This window comes from Streptomyces sp. NBC_01384, assembly GCF_045040035.1.
GTDB lineage: Bacteria > Actinomycetota > Actinomycetes > Streptomycetales > Streptomycetaceae > Streptomyces.
The window spans coordinates 5,822,793-5,839,286 of the sequence record NZ_CP109559.1 but is presented as its reverse complement, the minus strand read 5'-3'; the positions used below and the strand labels follow the sequence as shown (position 1 = coordinate 5,839,286).

At 71.4% G+C, this 16,494-nt stretch carries 12 protein-coding genes and 1 pseudogene; 8 read left to right on the top strand and 5 right to left on the bottom strand.

From position 1 onward, the window contains the following. Positions 1-123: 123 nt before the first annotated feature. Together OG747_RS26945 and OG747_RS26940 are read right to left on the bottom strand one after the other, a co-directional pair. A complete protein-coding gene (locus OG747_RS26945; RefSeq protein WP_405885681.1) occupies positions 124-990 on the bottom strand; it encodes a MurR/RpiR family transcriptional regulator in 867 nt (288 codons plus the stop codon). 104 nt (positions 991-1,094) lie between these two features. After that, complete coding sequence (locus OG747_RS26940) at positions 1,095-2,774, bottom strand: aromatic amino acid ammonia-lyase (RefSeq protein WP_405881981.1); 1,680 nt, start codon at positions 2,772-2,774, stop codon at positions 1,095-1,097. 140 nt (positions 2,775-2,914) lie between these two features. Here OG747_RS26940 and OG747_RS26935 point away from each other — a divergent pair. Then, a pseudogene (locus OG747_RS26935) lies at positions 2,915-3,339 on the top strand (ATP-binding cassette domain-containing protein); the annotation flags it as partial. A 216-nt stretch (positions 3,340-3,555) separates the two neighbouring features. Here the strand turns inward: OG747_RS26935 and OG747_RS26930 are convergent. Further along, on the bottom strand, positions 3,556-6,432 hold the full coding sequence (locus OG747_RS26930; RefSeq protein WP_405881980.1) for a PKD domain-containing protein: 2,877 nt from the start codon (positions 6,430-6,432) through the stop codon (positions 3,556-3,558). Positions 6,433-7,186: 754 nt separating this feature from the next. On the opposite strand from OG747_RS26930, the gene OG747_RS26925 reads away from it, so the two are divergent. Beyond that, positions 7,187-7,639: a hypothetical protein gene (locus tag OG747_RS26925; RefSeq protein WP_405881979.1), complete on the top strand. Its 453-nt coding sequence runs from the start codon at positions 7,187-7,189 to the stop codon at positions 7,637-7,639. A 323-nt stretch (positions 7,640-7,962) separates the two neighbouring features. Here OG747_RS26925 and OG747_RS26920 read toward each other — a convergent pair whose 3' ends face one another. Then, positions 7,963-8,967, bottom strand: a complete 1,005-nt coding sequence (locus OG747_RS26920; RefSeq protein WP_405881978.1) for a LacI family DNA-binding transcriptional regulator — start codon at positions 8,965-8,967, stop codon at positions 7,963-7,965. Between the two features lie 150 nt (positions 8,968-9,117). On the opposite strand from OG747_RS26920, the gene OG747_RS26915 reads away from it, so the two are divergent. The 5 genes from OG747_RS26915 (at position 9,118) to OG747_RS26895 (ending at position 13,460) form a co-directional block, all read left to right on the top strand. After that, on the top strand, positions 9,118-10,017 hold the full coding sequence (locus tag OG747_RS26915; RefSeq protein WP_405881977.1) for an amidohydrolase: 900 nt from the start codon (positions 9,118-9,120) through the stop codon (positions 10,015-10,017). Next, positions 10,014-10,541: a cysteine dioxygenase gene (locus OG747_RS26910; protein WP_405881976.1), complete on the top strand. Its 528-nt coding sequence runs from the start codon at positions 10,014-10,016 to the stop codon at positions 10,539-10,541. Before OG747_RS26915 ends, OG747_RS26910 begins: the two co-directional genes overlap by 4 nt. Positions 10,542-10,672: 131 nt before the next feature. Beyond that, positions 10,673-11,338: a carbonic anhydrase gene (locus OG747_RS26905; protein ID WP_405881975.1), complete on the top strand. Its 666-nt coding sequence runs from the start codon at positions 10,673-10,675 to the stop codon at positions 11,336-11,338. Between the two features lie 60 nt (positions 11,339-11,398). Continuing rightward, on the top strand, positions 11,399-13,009 hold the full coding sequence (locus OG747_RS26900; protein WP_405881974.1) for a SulP family inorganic anion transporter: 1,611 nt from the start codon (positions 11,399-11,401) through the stop codon (positions 13,007-13,009). A 10-nt stretch (positions 13,010-13,019) separates the two neighbouring features. Continuing rightward, positions 13,020-13,460 carry a hypothetical protein gene (locus OG747_RS26895; RefSeq protein ID WP_405881973.1) on the top strand — a complete coding sequence of 147 codons (441 nt, stop codon included), beginning with the start codon at positions 13,020-13,022 and terminating at the stop codon, positions 13,458-13,460. 466 nt (positions 13,461-13,926) lie between these two features. On the opposite strand, the gene OG747_RS26890 is transcribed toward OG747_RS26895, so the two are convergent. After that, positions 13,927-15,321 carry a cystathionine beta-synthase gene (locus tag OG747_RS26890; protein ID WP_405881972.1) on the bottom strand — a complete coding sequence of 465 codons (1,395 nt, stop codon included), beginning with the start codon at positions 15,319-15,321 and terminating at the stop codon, positions 13,927-13,929. Positions 15,322-15,464: 143 nt separating this feature from the next. Here OG747_RS26890 and OG747_RS26885 point away from each other — a divergent pair, with 143 nt between their 5' ends. Next, positions 15,465-16,490: an SGNH/GDSL hydrolase family protein gene (locus tag OG747_RS26885; RefSeq protein WP_405881971.1), complete on the top strand. Its 1,026-nt coding sequence runs from the start codon at positions 15,465-15,467 to the stop codon at positions 16,488-16,490. Positions 16,491-16,494: the final 4 nt, after the last annotated feature.

Sequence of the window (16,494 nt, the reverse complement as noted above, 5' to 3'; positions counted from 1 at the left end):
TCCGCCTCCCGTACATGCGTCTTCAGCGTCCTTTGGGCGCGCACGCTAACGAGCGAAGGTGAGATGAATCTGAGAGAGCCTCGGCCCCGCGGAGACCGCGACTGCTCCCCGGCTACTCCACGGCTACTCCACGAACAGGCCCCTGGCCGCCGCCCGCACGTCGAACTCCTCCAGCCGCGCCTGGGCGTCCGGGATGTCGTCGCACATCGCCTCCAGCAGGACGCGCCCGAGGAGCATCGGGGAGCAGGCCGTGTCGAAGGCGAGCCCGGTGCCGACGGCGGCGGGCAGGAGGAGGTCCGAGACCTTCGCGACCGGCGCGAAGGCGGAGTCCGCGACCGTGACGACCGTCAGCCCCGCCTGCTTGGCGTAGGCGAGCGAGTCCACGACCTCGCGCGGGTGGCGGGGCAGCGCGAAGCAGAGCAGGGTGGTGGCTCCGGCGTGGACGGCCGCGTCGATGCGGTCGTGCAGCATGGTGCCGCCCTCGTGCAGCAGCCGTACGTCGGGGTGGACCTTGGCGGCGAAGTACGCGAAGCCGTACGCCTGGGAGGCCGCGGCGCGCAGCCCAAGGACCGGGAGCGGGCGGGAGGCGGCGAGCAGCCGTCCCGCGCGCTGCACCGGGCGCGGGTCGGCGAGCATCTCGGCCAGATGCCTCAGGTTCTCGATCTCGGCCTCGACGGCCTGCTGGTATTCGTTGTACGAGCCCGGGGTCGCCGGCTGTTCGGTGGGCGCGACCTCGCGCAGGTGCTTGCGCAGCGCCGGGTAGCCGTCGAAGCCGAGCGCGACCGCGAAGCGGGTGACGGAGGGCTGGCTGACGCCGGCGAGTTCGGCGAGTTCGACGCTGGAGAGGAACGGCACGTCGGCGGCGCGCCGCACCATGCTGTGCGCGATGCGCCGCTGGGTCGGTGTCAGCCGGTGCCCCTCGAAGAGCGCCTGCAGGCGCCCGGCAGGACTGTCCGTCACGCTCACATCCGCGTTCACATCCGAGTTCATGTCCGCGTTCATGTCGGTATTCACGTCCGCGTTCGATCCCGTCTTCACGTCCGCGCTCAATCCCGCGTTCACGCCCGCGCTCACGTCCATGCTCCTGTCCACGCTCATGACTCGCTCCCCCTCCAGATGTCCGTGAACCGGTCGAGCAGTGCGGCCGCCGCCGTCACGTCGTCGGTCAGCGGGCGGTCGGCCTGGTCCGCGCCGAGCACCGATTCGGCCAGCTCCAGCGCCCGCCCGACCGGCAGCTCCGGGTCGGGCCGCAGATCGCGCTGGCGCAGCGCCCGTACGGCGGCGACCAGTTCGCAGCCGACGACGAGACGGTAGGCACCGCACGCCCGCAGTGTCTGCCGTGCGGCGAGCGAGGCGAAACTCGCCTGTTCCTCGACGCCCCGGGAGAGTACAGCGTGGCCGAGCGAGGCGGGTGCGGAGAAGGCCCGCAGGTCGCCGAGGGCGGCTGCGGCGGCGTACTCCAGGATCATCACGCCGGAGGACGCGGGCTCGTGGTCGGCGAGGAAGGGGCGCAGTCGGGTGTAGGCGGGTTCGTTGAGGGTGGAGAGCCGGGAGGTCGACAGACGGGCCACCTGGGTGATCGCCAGCCTGAAGTGGTCCAGGGCGAGGGCGAGTTGGGCCTGGTAGAAGCCGCCGTGGTGGTACGCGGCCATGTCCTCGGGGGAGATGAGCGGGTTCTCGGCGGCGGCGTTGATCTCGACGACGAGGACCCCTTCGAGCGCGTCCGCGGCGTCGTGCGCGGGCCCGTGGATCTGCGGAACGCACCGGAAGCCGTACGGGTCCTGGATCCGCCCGAGCGGAGGGGTGGGCCGGTCCGCCGCCCCGATCAGCTCCCGCATCCGCCGGGCCACTTCGGTCGACCCCTTGTGCGGGCGCGCGGCGTGCACGGGCGCCGCGTACGCCTCGTGCGACCCGTCCACGGCCAGCAGCGACAGCGCGGCGACGACCTGCGTGGCCTCGATCAGCCCGCGCAGTTCATCCAGCGCGAGGGCGGCCTGCCCGAGGGTGAGCGCGTTGCTGCTGATGAGCGCGAGGGCGTCGTTGTTGTCGAGGGGCTGGGGCTCGGGCGGCACGCCGTGTCCGAGGGACGACACCTCCTCCTCGAAGGACGAGACGCGCTCACCGAGGGACAAGATCCCCTGCCCCGGGGACGGCACACCCTGTCCCGGAGACGGCGCGCCCCGCTCCTGGGGTCGCGGCTCGGACCGGCCGCCCCGCACCTGCGTGGCGTCCGGCCCCCGCCACGGATGCTCCCCCACCAGCGCCAGCCCCACCTGCGCCAGTGCCGCGATGTCGCCCGTGCCCACCGACCCGAACTCGTTCACGACCGGATACGCACCGTTCTCCAGCGCCTCGCACAGCGCCGTGACGACGGTGGGGCGCAGGCCCGCTCCGCCCGCCAGGAGCTGGTTGGCGCGGACGGCGAGCATGGCCCTGACCTGGCGGGCGGGGAGTTCCTCGCCGATGGCGCCGGCGTGGCTGCGCAGCAGGCGCAGGCCGTGCTCGGCGGCGGCCTCGGTGGGCACGTCCTCGTTCCGGTTGGCGCCGACGCCGGTGGAGCGGCCGTAGACGCGACCGGTGGCTGCGATCTGCCGGGCGGCGTCCCAGGACTGCTCGACGCGCTTCATCGCCTCGGTGCCGGGAACGGGGCGCGCGGCCCCGTCGGCGAGCCGCACGATGTCGCCGACACCCGTGCTGCACCCGTCGAGCACCACGAGACCGGCTGTGAGACCGGCCGTCACTGCACTCGGCGTGTCCGCATTCCGTGACGACATAGATCCCAAACTCCCCTCAGCACGGACATTGGATCTTGCCTGGTGGCCATAAGTAACCAGCGATTAACACCGGACCGTTGGCAACCTATTCAGGTACAGAGAACTCTGCATGACGATATGCAGACCGGGCAAGGGACTGCGTCATCCAGCAGGCCGGCCTCTTCCCGCACCGCACGGTGCTCGACAACATCGCCACCGTGCCGCTGCTGCTGGGCTGGGGCCGCAAGAAGGCCCCCGCCAGGGCGGCCGAGCTCCTGGAGACCGTCGGCCTCGCCGCCGACGCCGGCAAGCGCTACCCGCACCAGCTCTCCGGCGGCCGGCAGCTGGGGGTCCCCCCAGGCTCTTAAAGCACTGGGGGAGCGTGGGCGTGGCCCGCGCGCTCGCCGCCGACCCGCCCGTCCTGCTCATGGACGAGCCCTTCGGCGCGGTCGACCCGGTCGTGCGCACCCAGCTCCAGGACGAACTGCTCCGCCTCCAGAAGGAGCTCAGCAAGACCATCGTCTTCGTGACCCACGACATCGACGAGGCCGTCCGGCTCGGCGACCAGATCGCGATCTTCCGCACGAAGAAGTTGGCGTGAGCCTTCGAACGCCGGACGGTTTCATCCTGTCCGGCGTTTCAAAAACGCCGGCCCACCGGGTCGGGCGAATTTCAGGCCGCGCCTTGGCGGGGCTGGGCTTGATCACACGGCGGTTGATGATCTCGGTTGGCCGTGTTCGTGCGCCGCTGTTGGCGTACAGGTTGGCGTACACCGGCCAGCCGCGAGCCGGCTGTCGGCCGGTCAGCCCACCGGGAAGACAGCGTAGTCGCCCAGGAGGTCGGCGTAGACGTCGACGGAGGTGGAGCCGGCGTTGTAGAGGTCGATTTCGCCGTCGGTGCCGACCTTGACCAGCGCGCGGTTGGCCACGGTATGTCCGGTGGTGAAGTCGGCCGAGTGCACGCCGGGGCGGGCGGTGCCGTCGGCGTAGGCGACGAGGTAGCCGCTGCCGGAAGGTGAGGGCACCGTGAGGTTGAGGTCGGCGGCGCTGACCCCGCTCGCCGGGACTCCGTGTGCGCCGGTGACCTTGAGCTTGAGCGTGGCGTGGGCGCCGAGCTTGGCGATCTTCCCGCCGGTTCCCGTGCCGGTGCGGGTGTTGAGGATCCGTCCCGGCCCGACGGGCTGGAACTCCGAACCGCTCGCGGTGGGGCCGTACCAGCCGACGAGGTCCGCGACCAGGTTCGCCGACGACCTGCTGTCGTTGTGCAGGACGACCTTGCCGTCCACCAGCGGGAGCACGATCTGATCGGAGGCCGTCTGCCCGGTGGTCCAGTACGGGCCCGTCACGCTGGAGTCGGAGGTGCCGTGGGTGGAGACGGTGAGGCTACCGGACGCCTTGGTGGTGGTCGCCCCGACGTTGAGCACCACCGCGTCCGCTCCGGTCGGGACGCCGTGGGTGCCGGCGACTGTCAGCGTGACCGAGTGGCCGCCGGCGACCGGGCCGGTGACGCCGCCTGTGCCGTTGCGGGTGTCGAGCAGGCGGGCCGGTGTGGCGGGGTGGTAGGTGCGGGCGAACTGGGCGTGGGCGTGGAGGCCGACCGTGGCGACGTTGACGGTCACCGAGCCGGAGCTGCCGTTGTAGATGTCGACCGAACCGGTCGGGGTGACCTTCACGGTCGCCTCGTTGGTGGCCGTCCGGCCGGGCTCGAAGTTGATGCTGGAGGTGCCCGGCCGGGTGGTGCCGTCGGTGTAGAGAGTCAGGGAACCGCTCGCCTTGGCCTCGCTGGTGACGATCTGCAGTTGGGCTGCGTCCACTCCGTCGGAATCGGCCTGCACCGTGGCCGCCGAGAGCTTCAGCACCCCGTGCGCGGCGATCGTCCTCTCGGCGTCGTAGAGCGGGGCGATGGGCGTGAAGGTGTCCGCGGCGTGGAAGGTCACCTTGGCGGTGGTGGTCCGGCCGAGCCGGTCCGTCTGCGTCAGCGTGGCGGTGTACGTGCCGGGCGCCGAGTACTGGTGGTACGTCTGCTGCGCGCCGCCGCCCGCTGTGTCGTGGCTGCCGTCGCCGAAGGCCACGGTCTGGCTGAGTACCTCCCACGCGTCCGCCGGTTGCGCAACGGCGAACTGTGCCGCCCCCCCGTTGACCTGCCCGTCGCTCGTGGTGTCCGTGGTCACGGACAGCGACGCGGCCGGCGGGGTGGCCGTACCTGCCACCATGTTGCCGTACCGCAGGGTCCGGCTCGTCCCGTCGGTGTCGGTCACTGTGATACTGGCGGGATACATGCCCGGCGTGGTGTAGGTGTGGGTGATCGCGGTGCCCGCGACGCCGGTGACCGGGGTGGTGCCGTCCCCGAAGTCGGCCGAATACGTGAGTGCTTCGCCCCAGGCACTGGTGGCGTCGTCGGTCCTGACCGAGGCGGTGAAGGGGGCGACTCCGCTTGTCGGCGACGGCATGTCGTCGGACGGGACGGTGATGGTGTCCTCCCGCTCGATGGCGCCCCGGTCGGGGCGGGCCGACGTGCCGGTGGCGGTGTCGGCGACGAGCGGGTCGTCGACGCGCTTGGAGCCGTCGATGTCGGTGCCGAGCGCGCCGGGCGCGTCAGCGTCGGCCGAGTCGATGAGGGGGGAGTGTTCGTACGGTGCCGTGAGGGACAGCACGTTGAGTCCGTCGATGTCGTGCGCGCCCTGCCCGGTTGCGTCCCGCAGCGCCGCAGTGGTGGCGTAGGAGGTTCCGGCCCAGGAGTACTCGGCGCGCGGCCGGACGGACGCGCCCGTACCGTTCGCGGCTACGTTGTAGTCACTAATGATCTGGGCCGCCGAGTCGGCCGACACCGCGTACAGCGGCGCGGTGGGCGCCGGGCACGTACTGCTCTGCCTCGCCGCCGCGGAAGCGACCACGTTGTTCTCCACCGCCCCCGAGCTCTGGCCGTCCAGTGAGATTCCGGGGGCGCACGGCGCCACGACCGTGTTGCTCGTCACGTCCGTGCCGGTTGTCCCGCTCACCGCGATCCCGCCCTGCCGCGGGGTGGTCACCACGTTCGTCGTCACGGTGACCCGGGCCGCTCCCGGCTCCACCCGCACGCCGTACGCGTATCCGTCGCCGACCCAGTTCCGCGACACGGTCACGTCCGAGGATTCGCCGTCCACGCTGACCGCGGTTCCCGTGCCCGAGGCCGACAGTACGGGGCGGTCGAACGACAGCCGGTCGAGGGTGACGCCTTCAGAGCCCGTCACCGCCACCCCGTTTCCGTCGTCGTAGGCGACCGTCAGCGATTCGACGCGTACGTCGTGCACCGCTTTCAGTGTCAGCGCCGGCGCGGAGCCGGGCCACGCGAGCACCGCCCGTGAGCCGCCCACGCCGAGGGGTGTTCCGGTGAACGTGATCGGTGCGTCCTTGGTGCCCGACCGCGTCAAGGTCACCGATCCCGAGTAAGGCTGGTTGTTCGGCGACTCGATCTGGACTGTCTGCCCCGGCTCCACCACGTCCGCCGCAGCCTGCACGGTGCAGAAGGGCACGCTCTGTGTGCCGGCACCGGTGTCGCTGCACGCCACGTCGTGGTTCACGTACAGCGTGCCGGCCGCACCTACGTCCGCCGACGCCTCATCGGTCCCCCAGCCGCTCACCATTCCTGCCACGACGAGCACGGCCACAGACACCCCGACTACGGGGCGAGGTCTACGCATGGGATCTCCACGGAGAATTCGCGGTGCGGGCGATGAGCCCTGGGGCTTAGTGCTGAGTCGTCGACCGACGGAGTGCGTGACGAGCATGCCAGTTGGGGGCGAACGACCGCTGGTGGACGGCGGGTTGGCCGTCGCGGACCGCTCGGCTCAGCGCTGACACGCAGCCGCAATCGTGTCAGCCTCGCCCTCAAGGAAAGGCCATGATCCACCCTTGCCTTCCTCAAAAACCGGCTCGCCAGGCGGCTTTGGCGCGGATTCGTTCACCCCGGCGGATGCGCGAGCCGGACGCCGGGCCGTCGAATGTGGCCGCCCACGGCAGGAGACGTTACGAGGCCCAGGGCCTCAAGCGCCGAGCCGTCGGGGCAATGCCGGCGATCCCGATTCCGCCCTCCTCGTATGCATGGTGAGGGAGTACATGGCGGCATCGAGACTGCCCCGGCGGCTCCGGCTTTCAAGACCGTTCCCTCAGGCCGCTCGGGCAAGCAACCCACCCGGGGCAGAACCCCTGATCTCAGATGTCCGTCAAAGCGGATCAAGCCCAAGAGAACGCCCGATGTTCGGCCACCGCGTCAGGCTCCGCATACGCCTCGGCCACGCCTTCGATTTTGCCGCCCTACGGCCGGGGCCATGCGGGTGGTTTCTCCGCGCACCATTTGCGGGGGTTTATCAGGTCAAATAAGTTTGACGTGCATCTGGTGTTGGGCGAGGTGCCATATGCGGCTCGCACACCCAATCCGACCAAGGGAGTTTCGAAGTGTCGACCGATCGGACCATCAATGTACGGTTCTTCAACATGTGGGGTGCGGACATTCAGAGCGTCATTCTGAAGTTCAGCACCTCCAAGAGTGGTGTCGAATCCGATACATATAAGATCGACTCGCTGAAGAACGGGGAGAGTGCCGGACCGTTCGTTCGGCACTACCAGACCGGGATCGGCTCGGAGGAATTCGACTACTGGTATGTCGAATTTGTTTCCACGGGGACACCGAGCGGAAAGTTCTGGTGCAAGAACAACTTCTCCTGCGTGCTGGACTCCGACGTCGACAACAGCCGGGAGGCCCACTTCTGGATCGGTGGGACCAAGAAGGAGGCGTACACAGGATTCCCCGAGGACGGAGGCGGCTGGGAAGACGGATACAACGGAACTCCGTCGGAGAACCCCGGGAGCAATTACACGTGCTACGTCAGCCTGGACGGGCCCGCCTGATCGGCGGAGACCTCTTCGGCCACGGCCCGCCCGCCTCTTCTGCCGGCGGGCCGTTTCGCGGCCCGCCGGAAGCTCCCGGCCCCGAATCTCGCGATGCGCAGGACGAGACGTCAGTCGTCTTGCGTACGCGAAGGGTGCGTGCGCTCATGGTGGTTCGAACGGCAAACAAGGCCCGGGCCTCCGACCCGGGCCTTCACGGAATCCGGCCGTGTCCTGGCTGGTCTGACGGCTGATCCCGGCCGAAGTCCCGATCGCCTGGCAGACAAGAGGCGCCCGCGCGCAGAGCACGCCGACAGGCACTGTGGAGAAGAGGCCCCGCAGGGCTACACCCGTACCGCCGACCCCCGCTCACTCATCCGCGGCGCGCAAAGAATCCTCTTCTTCCGTACCCGCTTCCCCTCGATCGCCGCGACGGTCAGGCGTGCCGCCTCCGCGGCGATCTCCGGCAGGCCCCAGTCCACCGTGGTCAGCGGCGGGGTGAGGACCCGGGACACCGGGTGGTCGTCGAAGCCGACCACGGACACGTCCCGGCCCACCTCCAGCGAGGCCTCGGCGGCGGCCGCGTACACCCCGTACGCCAGTGAGTCGGAGAAGCAGAAGACGGCGGTCGCGGGCCGCGGGCCGACCAGCAGGCGGCGTGCCACCACCGTCGCCTCGCCCAGCTCCTGGGGGCACGGCACCAGTTCGGCCTGCAGCCCGAGCCGTTCGGCGGCCTCGCGGACGTACACGTCGGCCGGCCGGTCCGGCGTGCTCGGCCGGGTCGGGGTCAGCACGGTCACCCGGCGGTGGCCGAGGCCGTGCAGATACTCCAGTACGGCGTCGATGCCGGCCCGGTTGTCGAAGATGACCTGCCCTGCCGTACGGGCCGCACTGAGCGAGTCCCCGACGGCCACCACCGGCAGCGCCTCGGCGATCGCCGCCCACTCCTCGGCCGAGGGGTTCACCGGCGACACCAGCAGCGCGTCGACGCGCTGGTCGCGCAGCTGCTTGGCGAGCTTCAGCTCGCGGTCGGGGTCACCGCCCGCGTCCAGGATCAGCGCATAGCGGTCGCCGGCCAGCAGCTCCCGGCCGATGGCTGCCATCAGCTGCTGCTGCCAGAGGTCCTGAAGGTCGCCCGCGAGGACGCCGACCATGCTGGTGCGGCCGCTGGCCAGGGCGCGGGCGATGGGGTCGGCCTCGTAGCCGAGCTCGGCGGCGGCCCTGCGCACCCGCTCCTCGGTCTCCTTCGAGACGTGCTTGCCGCGCAGCGCGTAGGAGACAGCGGCGGTGGAGAGACCCGTGGCCTCGGCCACCTCCCGGAGGGTGGTGCGCTTATTGGGCCTGGCCATGCCGGGAAGCCTACCGGGATGCGTCCGCATTGTGGGCGCACGGCCCGTCCGCGCTCCGGGCGCACCCTTGACACGCCCCCTTGTTAATCGCTTAAGTTAATCGCATCAGTGAAGCGCTTAACTTCACGTCCATCCTGCGAGGACCGCCGCGTGCCCACCGACGTCCACCAGCACATCTGGCCGCCCGCCTTCGTCGAGCTGCTGCGCGCCCGCACCGCGCCCCCGTACCTCGACGGCTGGACCCTGCACCTGGCGGGTGAGCCGCCGTACGAGGTCGACCCGGCCGACCACGACCTCGCGGCCCGCACCCGCCTGGCCGCCGACGACGGCCTGGACCTCGCCCTGGTCTCCCTCTCCAGCCCGCTCGGAATCGAATACCTGCCGCCCGCCGAGGCCGCCCCGCTGCTCGCCGCCTTCCACGACGGCGCCCTGGCGCTCCCCGCCCCCTTCGGCGTCTGGGCCTCGCCCTGCCTGTCGGAACCGGACACAGACCCGGATGCGGTCGAGCGCGAACTCCACCGCGGCTGCGCGGGCCTCCAACTCCCCGCCACCGCCCTGCTGGACGCGGCCGGCTGGGACTACTGCGCACCCCTCCTCGACGTCCTCACCCGCCACGACAAGCCGCTCTTCGTCCACCCGGGCACGGCCCCGCCCACCCCCGACACCCCGCCCTGGTGGCCGGCCCTGGTCCCCTACCTCCACCAGATGCACGCGTCCTGGTTCGCCTTCCGCGCCTTCGGCCGCGCCCGCCACCCGCGCCTGCGCGTCTGTTTCGCCGCCCTCGCGGGCCTGGCCCCGCTGCACGGCGAGCGGCTCGCGGCGCGGGGCGGAGGGCGCGGCGAGGTCGACTTCGACGCCTTCTACGAGACCTCGTCGTACGGAACCCGCGCCGTGGACGCGCTCGTCCGGGCCGTCGGCATCGACGTGGTCGTCAGCGGCAGCGACCGCCCCTACGCCACCCCCACCGTCCCCGACCTCGGCGCGGCCGCCGCCGTGCACGCCCTGCGCACCGCCAACCCCGCCCGCCTCCTGAAGGGAGCCACCCCATGACGGACCGGTCCACGGCATACCAGTCCCTGCCGGACCGCACGCTCGACAAGCGCGAACTCCAGGACCTCGTCGACGACCTCGCCACCCGCCCCGAACTCTGGCGCGAACAGGTCGCGTTCTCCGACGAGGAGCGGTACTACGCGTCGCTGTACCGCGACGAGTACGTCGACGTCTGGCTGCTGTGCTGGACCCGGCGCAACGACACCGGCTGGCACGACCACGACATCTCCTCCGGCGCGGTGGGCGTCGTACAGGGCTCGTTGACCGAGTCCAACCCGCGCATCGGCGGCAGCCATCTGTCCGTCACGGTCGGCGCGGGCGAGTCCTTCTGCTTCGGCCCCGAGCACATCCACCGTCTCACCGGTGCCACCGACGACGCGGTGTCGATCCACGCGTACTCGCCGCCGCTGTGGCGCCTGGGCCAGTACGACATCACCGAGGACGGCCTGATGCGCCGGATCTCCGTCTCGTACGCGGACGAGCTGCGGCCTCTGAACCTTCCCGCGGACAGCTCCGCCGCCTGATCAAGGGGCGGTATCGCGGCGGCGATGATCTGACGACGAATCGACCAAGGGTCGTTAAATCGATACTCAGGGTGAGTGTGCGTGTGCGTACGGTGAATGAGCGCCATAAGCACAACTCCTGAGGGAGCGTCATGCCCTCGAACCGCAGGGCCTTTCTGGCGGCGACCACCGCCTCCGTACTCACCACAGCCGCGCCGGCGTCGGCCGCCGCCGCACCCCGACCCCGGCCGACGACCGCCCGCACGGCGCTCGACGAACTCCTCGCGGGCAACCGGCGGTACGCCGCCGGACGGCCCCGTCATCCGCACGAGGGGCGCGCCCGGCGGCATGTCCTCGCCGCCGGGCAGCATCCGTTCGCGGTCGTCGTGGGCTGCATCGACTCCCGCGTCCCGCCCGAGCTGGTCTTCGACCAGGGGATCGGGGACCTGCTCTGCATAAGGACCGCCGGGCAGGTGCTGGACGAGGCGGTCCTCGGATCCATCCAGTACGGCGTGGCGGAGCTCGGCATTCCGCTGGTGCTGGTGCTGGGACACGAGCGCTGCGGGGCCGTCGCGGCGACGCTCGAACACCTCCGTACGGGGGCACCCGTACCCGGCCATCTCGCGCTCCTGGTCGACGAGATCATGCCCGCGGCGCTCCGTACCCGGGCGGTGCCCGGGGACTGGGCCGAACACACCATACGGGCGCACGCGGCCTGGGTTCGGGACGCGATCCGGGCGGACCCTGCCTTCACCCCGGCCCATGTGGCCGCCGCGAGGTTCGACCTCGACACCAGCCTGGTCGCCCTCCTCCCCTGAGCCCGCCCCACCCTCGGCGCGTTCCTTTCACCCTCGTACGCGAAGAAGTCGCACACTCTGATGAAGCACTCCCCCGCCCTCACCCGGGCGCTCTCCGTCCTGCCCTCCGCCGCCGACTTCCGTTCCATGGCCCGCGCCCCGCGCCGGGATCTCCTCTGCGGTCTGACCGTCGCCGTGGTCGCCCTCCCCCTCGCCCTCGGGTTCGGGGTCACCTCCGGACTGGGCGCCGCCTCCGGGCTGGTCACCGCGATCGTCGCGGGAGCGCTCGCCGCGCTGTTCGGAGGGTCCGCGAGACAGGTCAGCGGGCCCACCGGGGCGATGACCGTGGTCCTCGTGCCGATCGTCCACGAGTACGGCGCGAACGGGGTGCTGACGGTCGGTCTGATCGCGGGGGTGATGCTGCTGGGGCTCGCCTTCTCGCGGGCGGGGGCGGCCATGGCGTACGTCCCGGCGCCCGTGATCGCCGGGTTCACGGTCGGCATCGCCTGTGTGATCGCGCTGCAGCAGGTCCCGTCGGCGCTGGGGGTGCCGGTGCCGCACGGGGAGCAGGTCGCGGCCGTGGCGGCGCGGGCGGGAGAGGAGTTCGGGCGGAGCCCGCAGTGGGCGGCGCTCGCGCTGTCGCTGGGGGCCGCGGCGGTCATGCTCGCCGGGGCCCGCCTGCGGCCGGGCGTGCCGTTCTCGCTGGTCGCGGTGGCGGCGGCGACCGTCGTGGCGGAAGGACTCGGCCTGCACGTGACCCGCATCGGAAGCCTGCCCGCGTCCCTCCCCGCCCCCTCCCTCGCCTTCTTCGACGCCTCCCGCGTGCCCTCCCTGCTCGCACCTGCGGCCGCCGTCGCGGCACTCGCCGCCCTGGAGTCCCTGCTCTCCGCCTCTGTCGCGGACGGCATGCGGCCCGGCGAACGCCACGACCCCGGCAAGGAACTCTTCGGACAGGGCATCGCCAACCTCGCCGCCCCGCTCTTCGGCGGCGTACCGGCAACGGGAGCGATCGCCCGTACGGCGGTGAACGTCCGTACCGGCGCGGCCTCCCGGCTCGCCGCCCTCACCCATGCGGTGCTCCTCGCGGGGATCGTGGCGGCCGCGGCCCCACTGGTGGCCCGCATCCCGCTGGCCGCGCTCGCGGGCGTCCTGCTGGCCACCGCCGTAAGGATGGTGGAGACGGGCGCGGTACGGGCGATGGCCCGGGCGACCCGCGGGGACGCACTGGTCCTGGCGCTCACCGCGTGCGCGACGCTCGCCCTCGACCTGGTGCGGGCGGTGCTGCTGGGCCTCGCCGTGTCCGTGCTGCTCGCCCTGCGCGCGGCGGTACGGGGCAGCCGCCTCACGCCCGCCGCGACCGACGAGGGGCCGGGGTGCGCGGAGGTCACGTACCGCTTCGACGGACCGCTGCTGTTCGCCGCGGCCCACCGTTTCCGCAGCAGCCTCGCGGACGTGCACGGGGTGTCGGCGGTCGACCTGCGGCTGTCGGGTCTCACGGCCGTCGACGCGACCGGCGCGCTCGCGCTGAAGGACGCGGTCGGAGATCTGCGGGGCCGGGGCATCGAGGTCCGCATCACCGGGGTCGAACACGGTCACCGCAGGGTGCTGGAGTCGCTCGGGGTACTGGCCCCGGGGGTGCACAGCCCGAACAGGGGGGCTATCCCCAGTGCCACGGGGGCCACCGCCCCTTAACGTGAACACCATGACGGGTAGGCAAGCGGGCGGCGACGCCGAACTGAAGAAGGAACTCGACGCCACTCTGCACGCGCGCAGGGAGCTGGGCGAGGATTACGAGTCCGCGCTCGTCGAATCGTTCCTGGAGAAGGTCGAGCAGCGTCTCGACGGCGCGGTGGACCGCCGGGTGCGGCGGCAGCTGGCCGAGCAGCAGATGGTGGTGGCCCGCGGCGCACGTTCCCCGCGGGGGACGTCCGATTCGTGGGGCGAGCGCTTCGGTTTCGGGATCGTCTCGCTGGTGCTCGCGATCCCGCTGTCCGCGATCGGCGGCGCTTTCGCGAGCCTGACCGGCGTGCTGGTGGCCTGGGCCGGCATCGTGGGGATCAACGTGGTCCAGGCCGCGCGCGTCACCCCGGACTTCTTCGGCCGCCGCACGGGCAAGTCACAGGGCTCGGACTGGGACGAGTAACCCCGTTTTTGAAGCGACGAATGCCGTAACCACTAATTGAGGAACCACGACGGCGAGCAACCAGGTCCGCGAGAGCGGCGCCGGTTCAGGCGCAAAGACGCGAAAGGGCCCGGCACCTTCACAGGTGCCGGGCCCTTCCCACGTGTTGCGCGGGGACCGCCGCACCCCCCGTTACCGGGAGGGCGGGACGACGGCGGTCCCCGCGAGGGACGCGGGCCGGGTCAGGACCGGGCTTGCGCGTCCATGGCGTCCATGGAGGTCCGGGAGCCGCTCCGGAGGTCCTTGGCGCCGTTTTGGTGTCGGCCGAGGCGGGGAGCCGCTCCCGCCCTGCCGACACCCACCAATGTGCCGGACCCGTGTTAAGCGGGTGCTGCGCGGACGTGACGCGCTCGTACCACTTCCGCGAAGTTCCCTGCCGAAACGGCGGAAGATCCCTCTCAGGAGCGCCTCCGTGCCCGCTGCCCGGCTACTGCTTGGCGCCGCCCTTGGCGAGGAAGGACAGCAGGTCCTGGCGGCTGACGACGCCGGTGGGCTTGCCCTCGACGAGCACGATCGCCGCGTCGGCATTGCCGAGAACGGACATCAGGTCGCCGACCGGTTCGCCGGAACCGACCTGCGGCAGCGGCGCCGACATGTGCTTCTCCAGCGGGTCCTGCAGCGAGGCCCGCTGGGTGAACAGCGCGTCCAGCAGCTCCCGTTCGACGACCGAGCCGACGACCTCGGCGGCCATCACGTCCGGGTGACCGGCGCCGGGCTTGACGATCGGCATCTGCGAGACGCCGTACTCGCGCAGCACCTCGATGGCCTGACCGACCGTCTCGTCCGGGTGCATGTGGACGAGCGAGGGGATGGTGCCGCCCGCCTTGTCGTTGAGCACGTCACCGACGCGCGCGCTCGGGCCCGAGTCCTCCAGGAAGCCGTAGTCGGCCATCCACTCGTCGTTGAAGATCTTGCTGAGGTACCCGCGCCCGCTGTCGGGAAGGAGGACGACCACGACGTCGTCCGGGCCCAGCCGCTCCGCGACCCGCAGCGCGGCGACGACGGCCATCCCGCAGGAGCCGCCCACGAGCAGCCCCTCTTCCTTCGCGAGCCGACGGGTCATCTGGAACGAGTCCTTGTCGGACACGGCCACGATCTCGTCCGCGAGGGTCCGGTCGTACGCCGTCGGCCAGAAGTCCTCACCGACGCCCTCGACGAGGTACGGCCGCCCGGACCCGCCGGAGTACACGGACCCCTCGGGGTCGGCCCCGATGATCTGGACCTTGCCGTCGCTGACGTCCTTCAGGTAGCGCCCGGTCCCGGAGATGGTGCCGCCGGTCCCCACACCCGCCACGAAATGGGTGATCTTCCCCTCCGTCTGCTCCCACAGCTCGGGGCCGGTGGAGTGATAGTGCGAGAGGGGGTTGTTCGGGTTGGAGTACTGGTCGGGCTTCCAGGCGCCGGGCGTCTCGCGCACCAGCCGGTCGGAGACGTTGTAGTACGAGTCCGGGTGCTCCGGGTCCACGGCCGTCGGGCAGACGACGACTTCGGCCCCGTACGCCCGCAGCACATTGATCTTGTCGGTGCTCACCTTGTCGGGGCACACGAAGATGCACTTGTACCCCTTCTGCTGCGCCACGATGGCCAGCCCGACGCCGGTGTTTCCGCTGGTCGGCTCGACGATCGTGCCGCCGGGCTTGAGGGCGCCGCTCTCCTCCGCGGCCTCGATCATGCGCAGGGCGATACGGTCCTTCACGGACCCGCCGGGGTTGAAGTACTCAACCTTCGCCAGGACGGTCGCCTGGATGCCCGCGGTCACGTTGTTGAGCCTCACCAGCGGGGTGTTGCCGACGAGGCTGATCATCGAGTCGTGGAATTGCACCGTTGTCTCCGGAGCTGCGATTTAACAGGAATGGTCCCGTCAGCCTAAGGCCCTGGGTGACGGTTCACTCGCCGTTGAGATTGGCCGACCCGCTCCGCGGGGCAAGCAGTGGTTGTACGGCTACGAGGAGGTGGCGGCGACGCATGTCGAGCTTGTCGAGGGCGAGGGTGGCACGGCGGATCGCGGCGGGCGCGGCGTACGGCGGCGGCGGGATCGGGCTGGTCGGCGCCGCGGCGGTCGGTGTGGTGCTGGCCGAGGTGCAGCTGGCGAAGCGTCATGTGGGCAACGGGGACAGCCATGCGCCCCGCGCGGACGGTCTGTACGGCTATGCGTACGCGGCGCAGGACGGTCCGCCGCTGCGGCTGACCATGCTCGGTGACTCCACCGCGGCCGGGCAGGGCGTGCACCGGGCCCGCCAGACGCCGGGCGCGCTGATCGCCTCCGGGCTCGCGGCGGTCGCCGAGCGCCCGGTGGAACTCTGCAATGTCGCGTTGCCCGGCGCCCAGTCCGACGACCTCGACCGGCAGGTGGCGCTGGCCCTCTCGGACACCTCCCGGGTGCCCGACGTCTGCGTGATCATGATCGGCGCCAACGATGTCACCCGCCGGATGCCGCCGACCCGGTCGGTCCGTCATCTGTCGGCGGCGGTGAGACGCCTGCGTACGGCCGGGGCGGAGGTCGTGGTCGGCACCTGTCCCGACCTGGGCACGGTCGAACAGGTCCAGCAGCCGCTGCGCTGGCTGGCGCGCCGCGCGTCCCGTCAGCTCGCCGCCGCCCAGACGATCGGTACGGTCGAACAGGGCGGCCGTACGGTGTCACTGGGCGACCTGCTGGGCCCGGAGTTCGAGGCGAACCCGCGCGAGCTGTTCGGCCCCGACAACTACCACCCCTCGGCGGAGGGCTACGCGACGGCGGCGATGGCCCTGCTCCCCACCGTCTGCGCGGGCCTGGGCCTCTGGCCGGCGGAGGAAGAGCGCCCGGACGTCTCCCGTCGCGAGGGCTTCCTGCCGGTGGCGCGGGCCGCCGCGGAGGCCGCCTCCGAGGCCGGCACCGAGGTCACGGCCGCCATGCCCACCGGCCCGCGGGGCCCCTGGGCCCTCCTCAAACGCCGCCGACGCCGCCGCGTCCCGGAAACAGACCCGGCCCCGGCCCCCACACCATCCACCTGAGCTT

What these genes read in the sequence shown, in the direction of transcription:
- OG747_RS26945 (WP_405885681.1), bottom strand. Translation starts at nt 990, where the DNA reads ATGAACTCGGATGTGAACGCGGATGTGAGCGTGACGGACAGTCCTGCC.
- OG747_RS26940 (WP_405881981.1), bottom strand. Translation starts at nt 2,774, where the DNA reads ATGTCGTCACGGAATGCGGACACGCCGAGTGCAGTGACGGCCGGTCTC.
- OG747_RS26930 (WP_405881980.1), bottom strand. Translation starts at nt 6,432, where the DNA reads ATGCGTAGACCTCGCCCCGTAGTCGGGGTGTCTGTGGCCGTGCTCGTC.
- OG747_RS26920 (WP_405881978.1), bottom strand. Translation starts at nt 8,967, where the DNA reads ATGGCCAGGCCCAATAAGCGCACCACCCTCCGGGAGGTGGCCGAGGCC.
- OG747_RS26910 (WP_405881976.1), top strand. Translation starts at nt 10,014, where the DNA reads ATGACGGACCGGTCCACGGCATACCAGTCCCTGCCGGACCGCACGCTC.
- OG747_RS26905 (WP_405881975.1), top strand. Translation starts at nt 10,673, where the DNA reads ATGCCCTCGAACCGCAGGGCCTTTCTGGCGGCGACCACCGCCTCCGTA.
- OG747_RS26900 (WP_405881974.1), top strand. Translation starts at nt 11,399, where the DNA reads ATGAAGCACTCCCCCGCCCTCACCCGGGCGCTCTCCGTCCTGCCCTCC.
- OG747_RS26895 (WP_405881973.1), top strand. Translation starts at nt 13,020, where the DNA reads ATGACGGGTAGGCAAGCGGGCGGCGACGCCGAACTGAAGAAGGAACTC.
- OG747_RS26885 (WP_405881971.1), top strand. Translation starts at nt 15,465, where the DNA reads ATGTCGAGCTTGTCGAGGGCGAGGGTGGCACGGCGGATCGCGGCGGGC.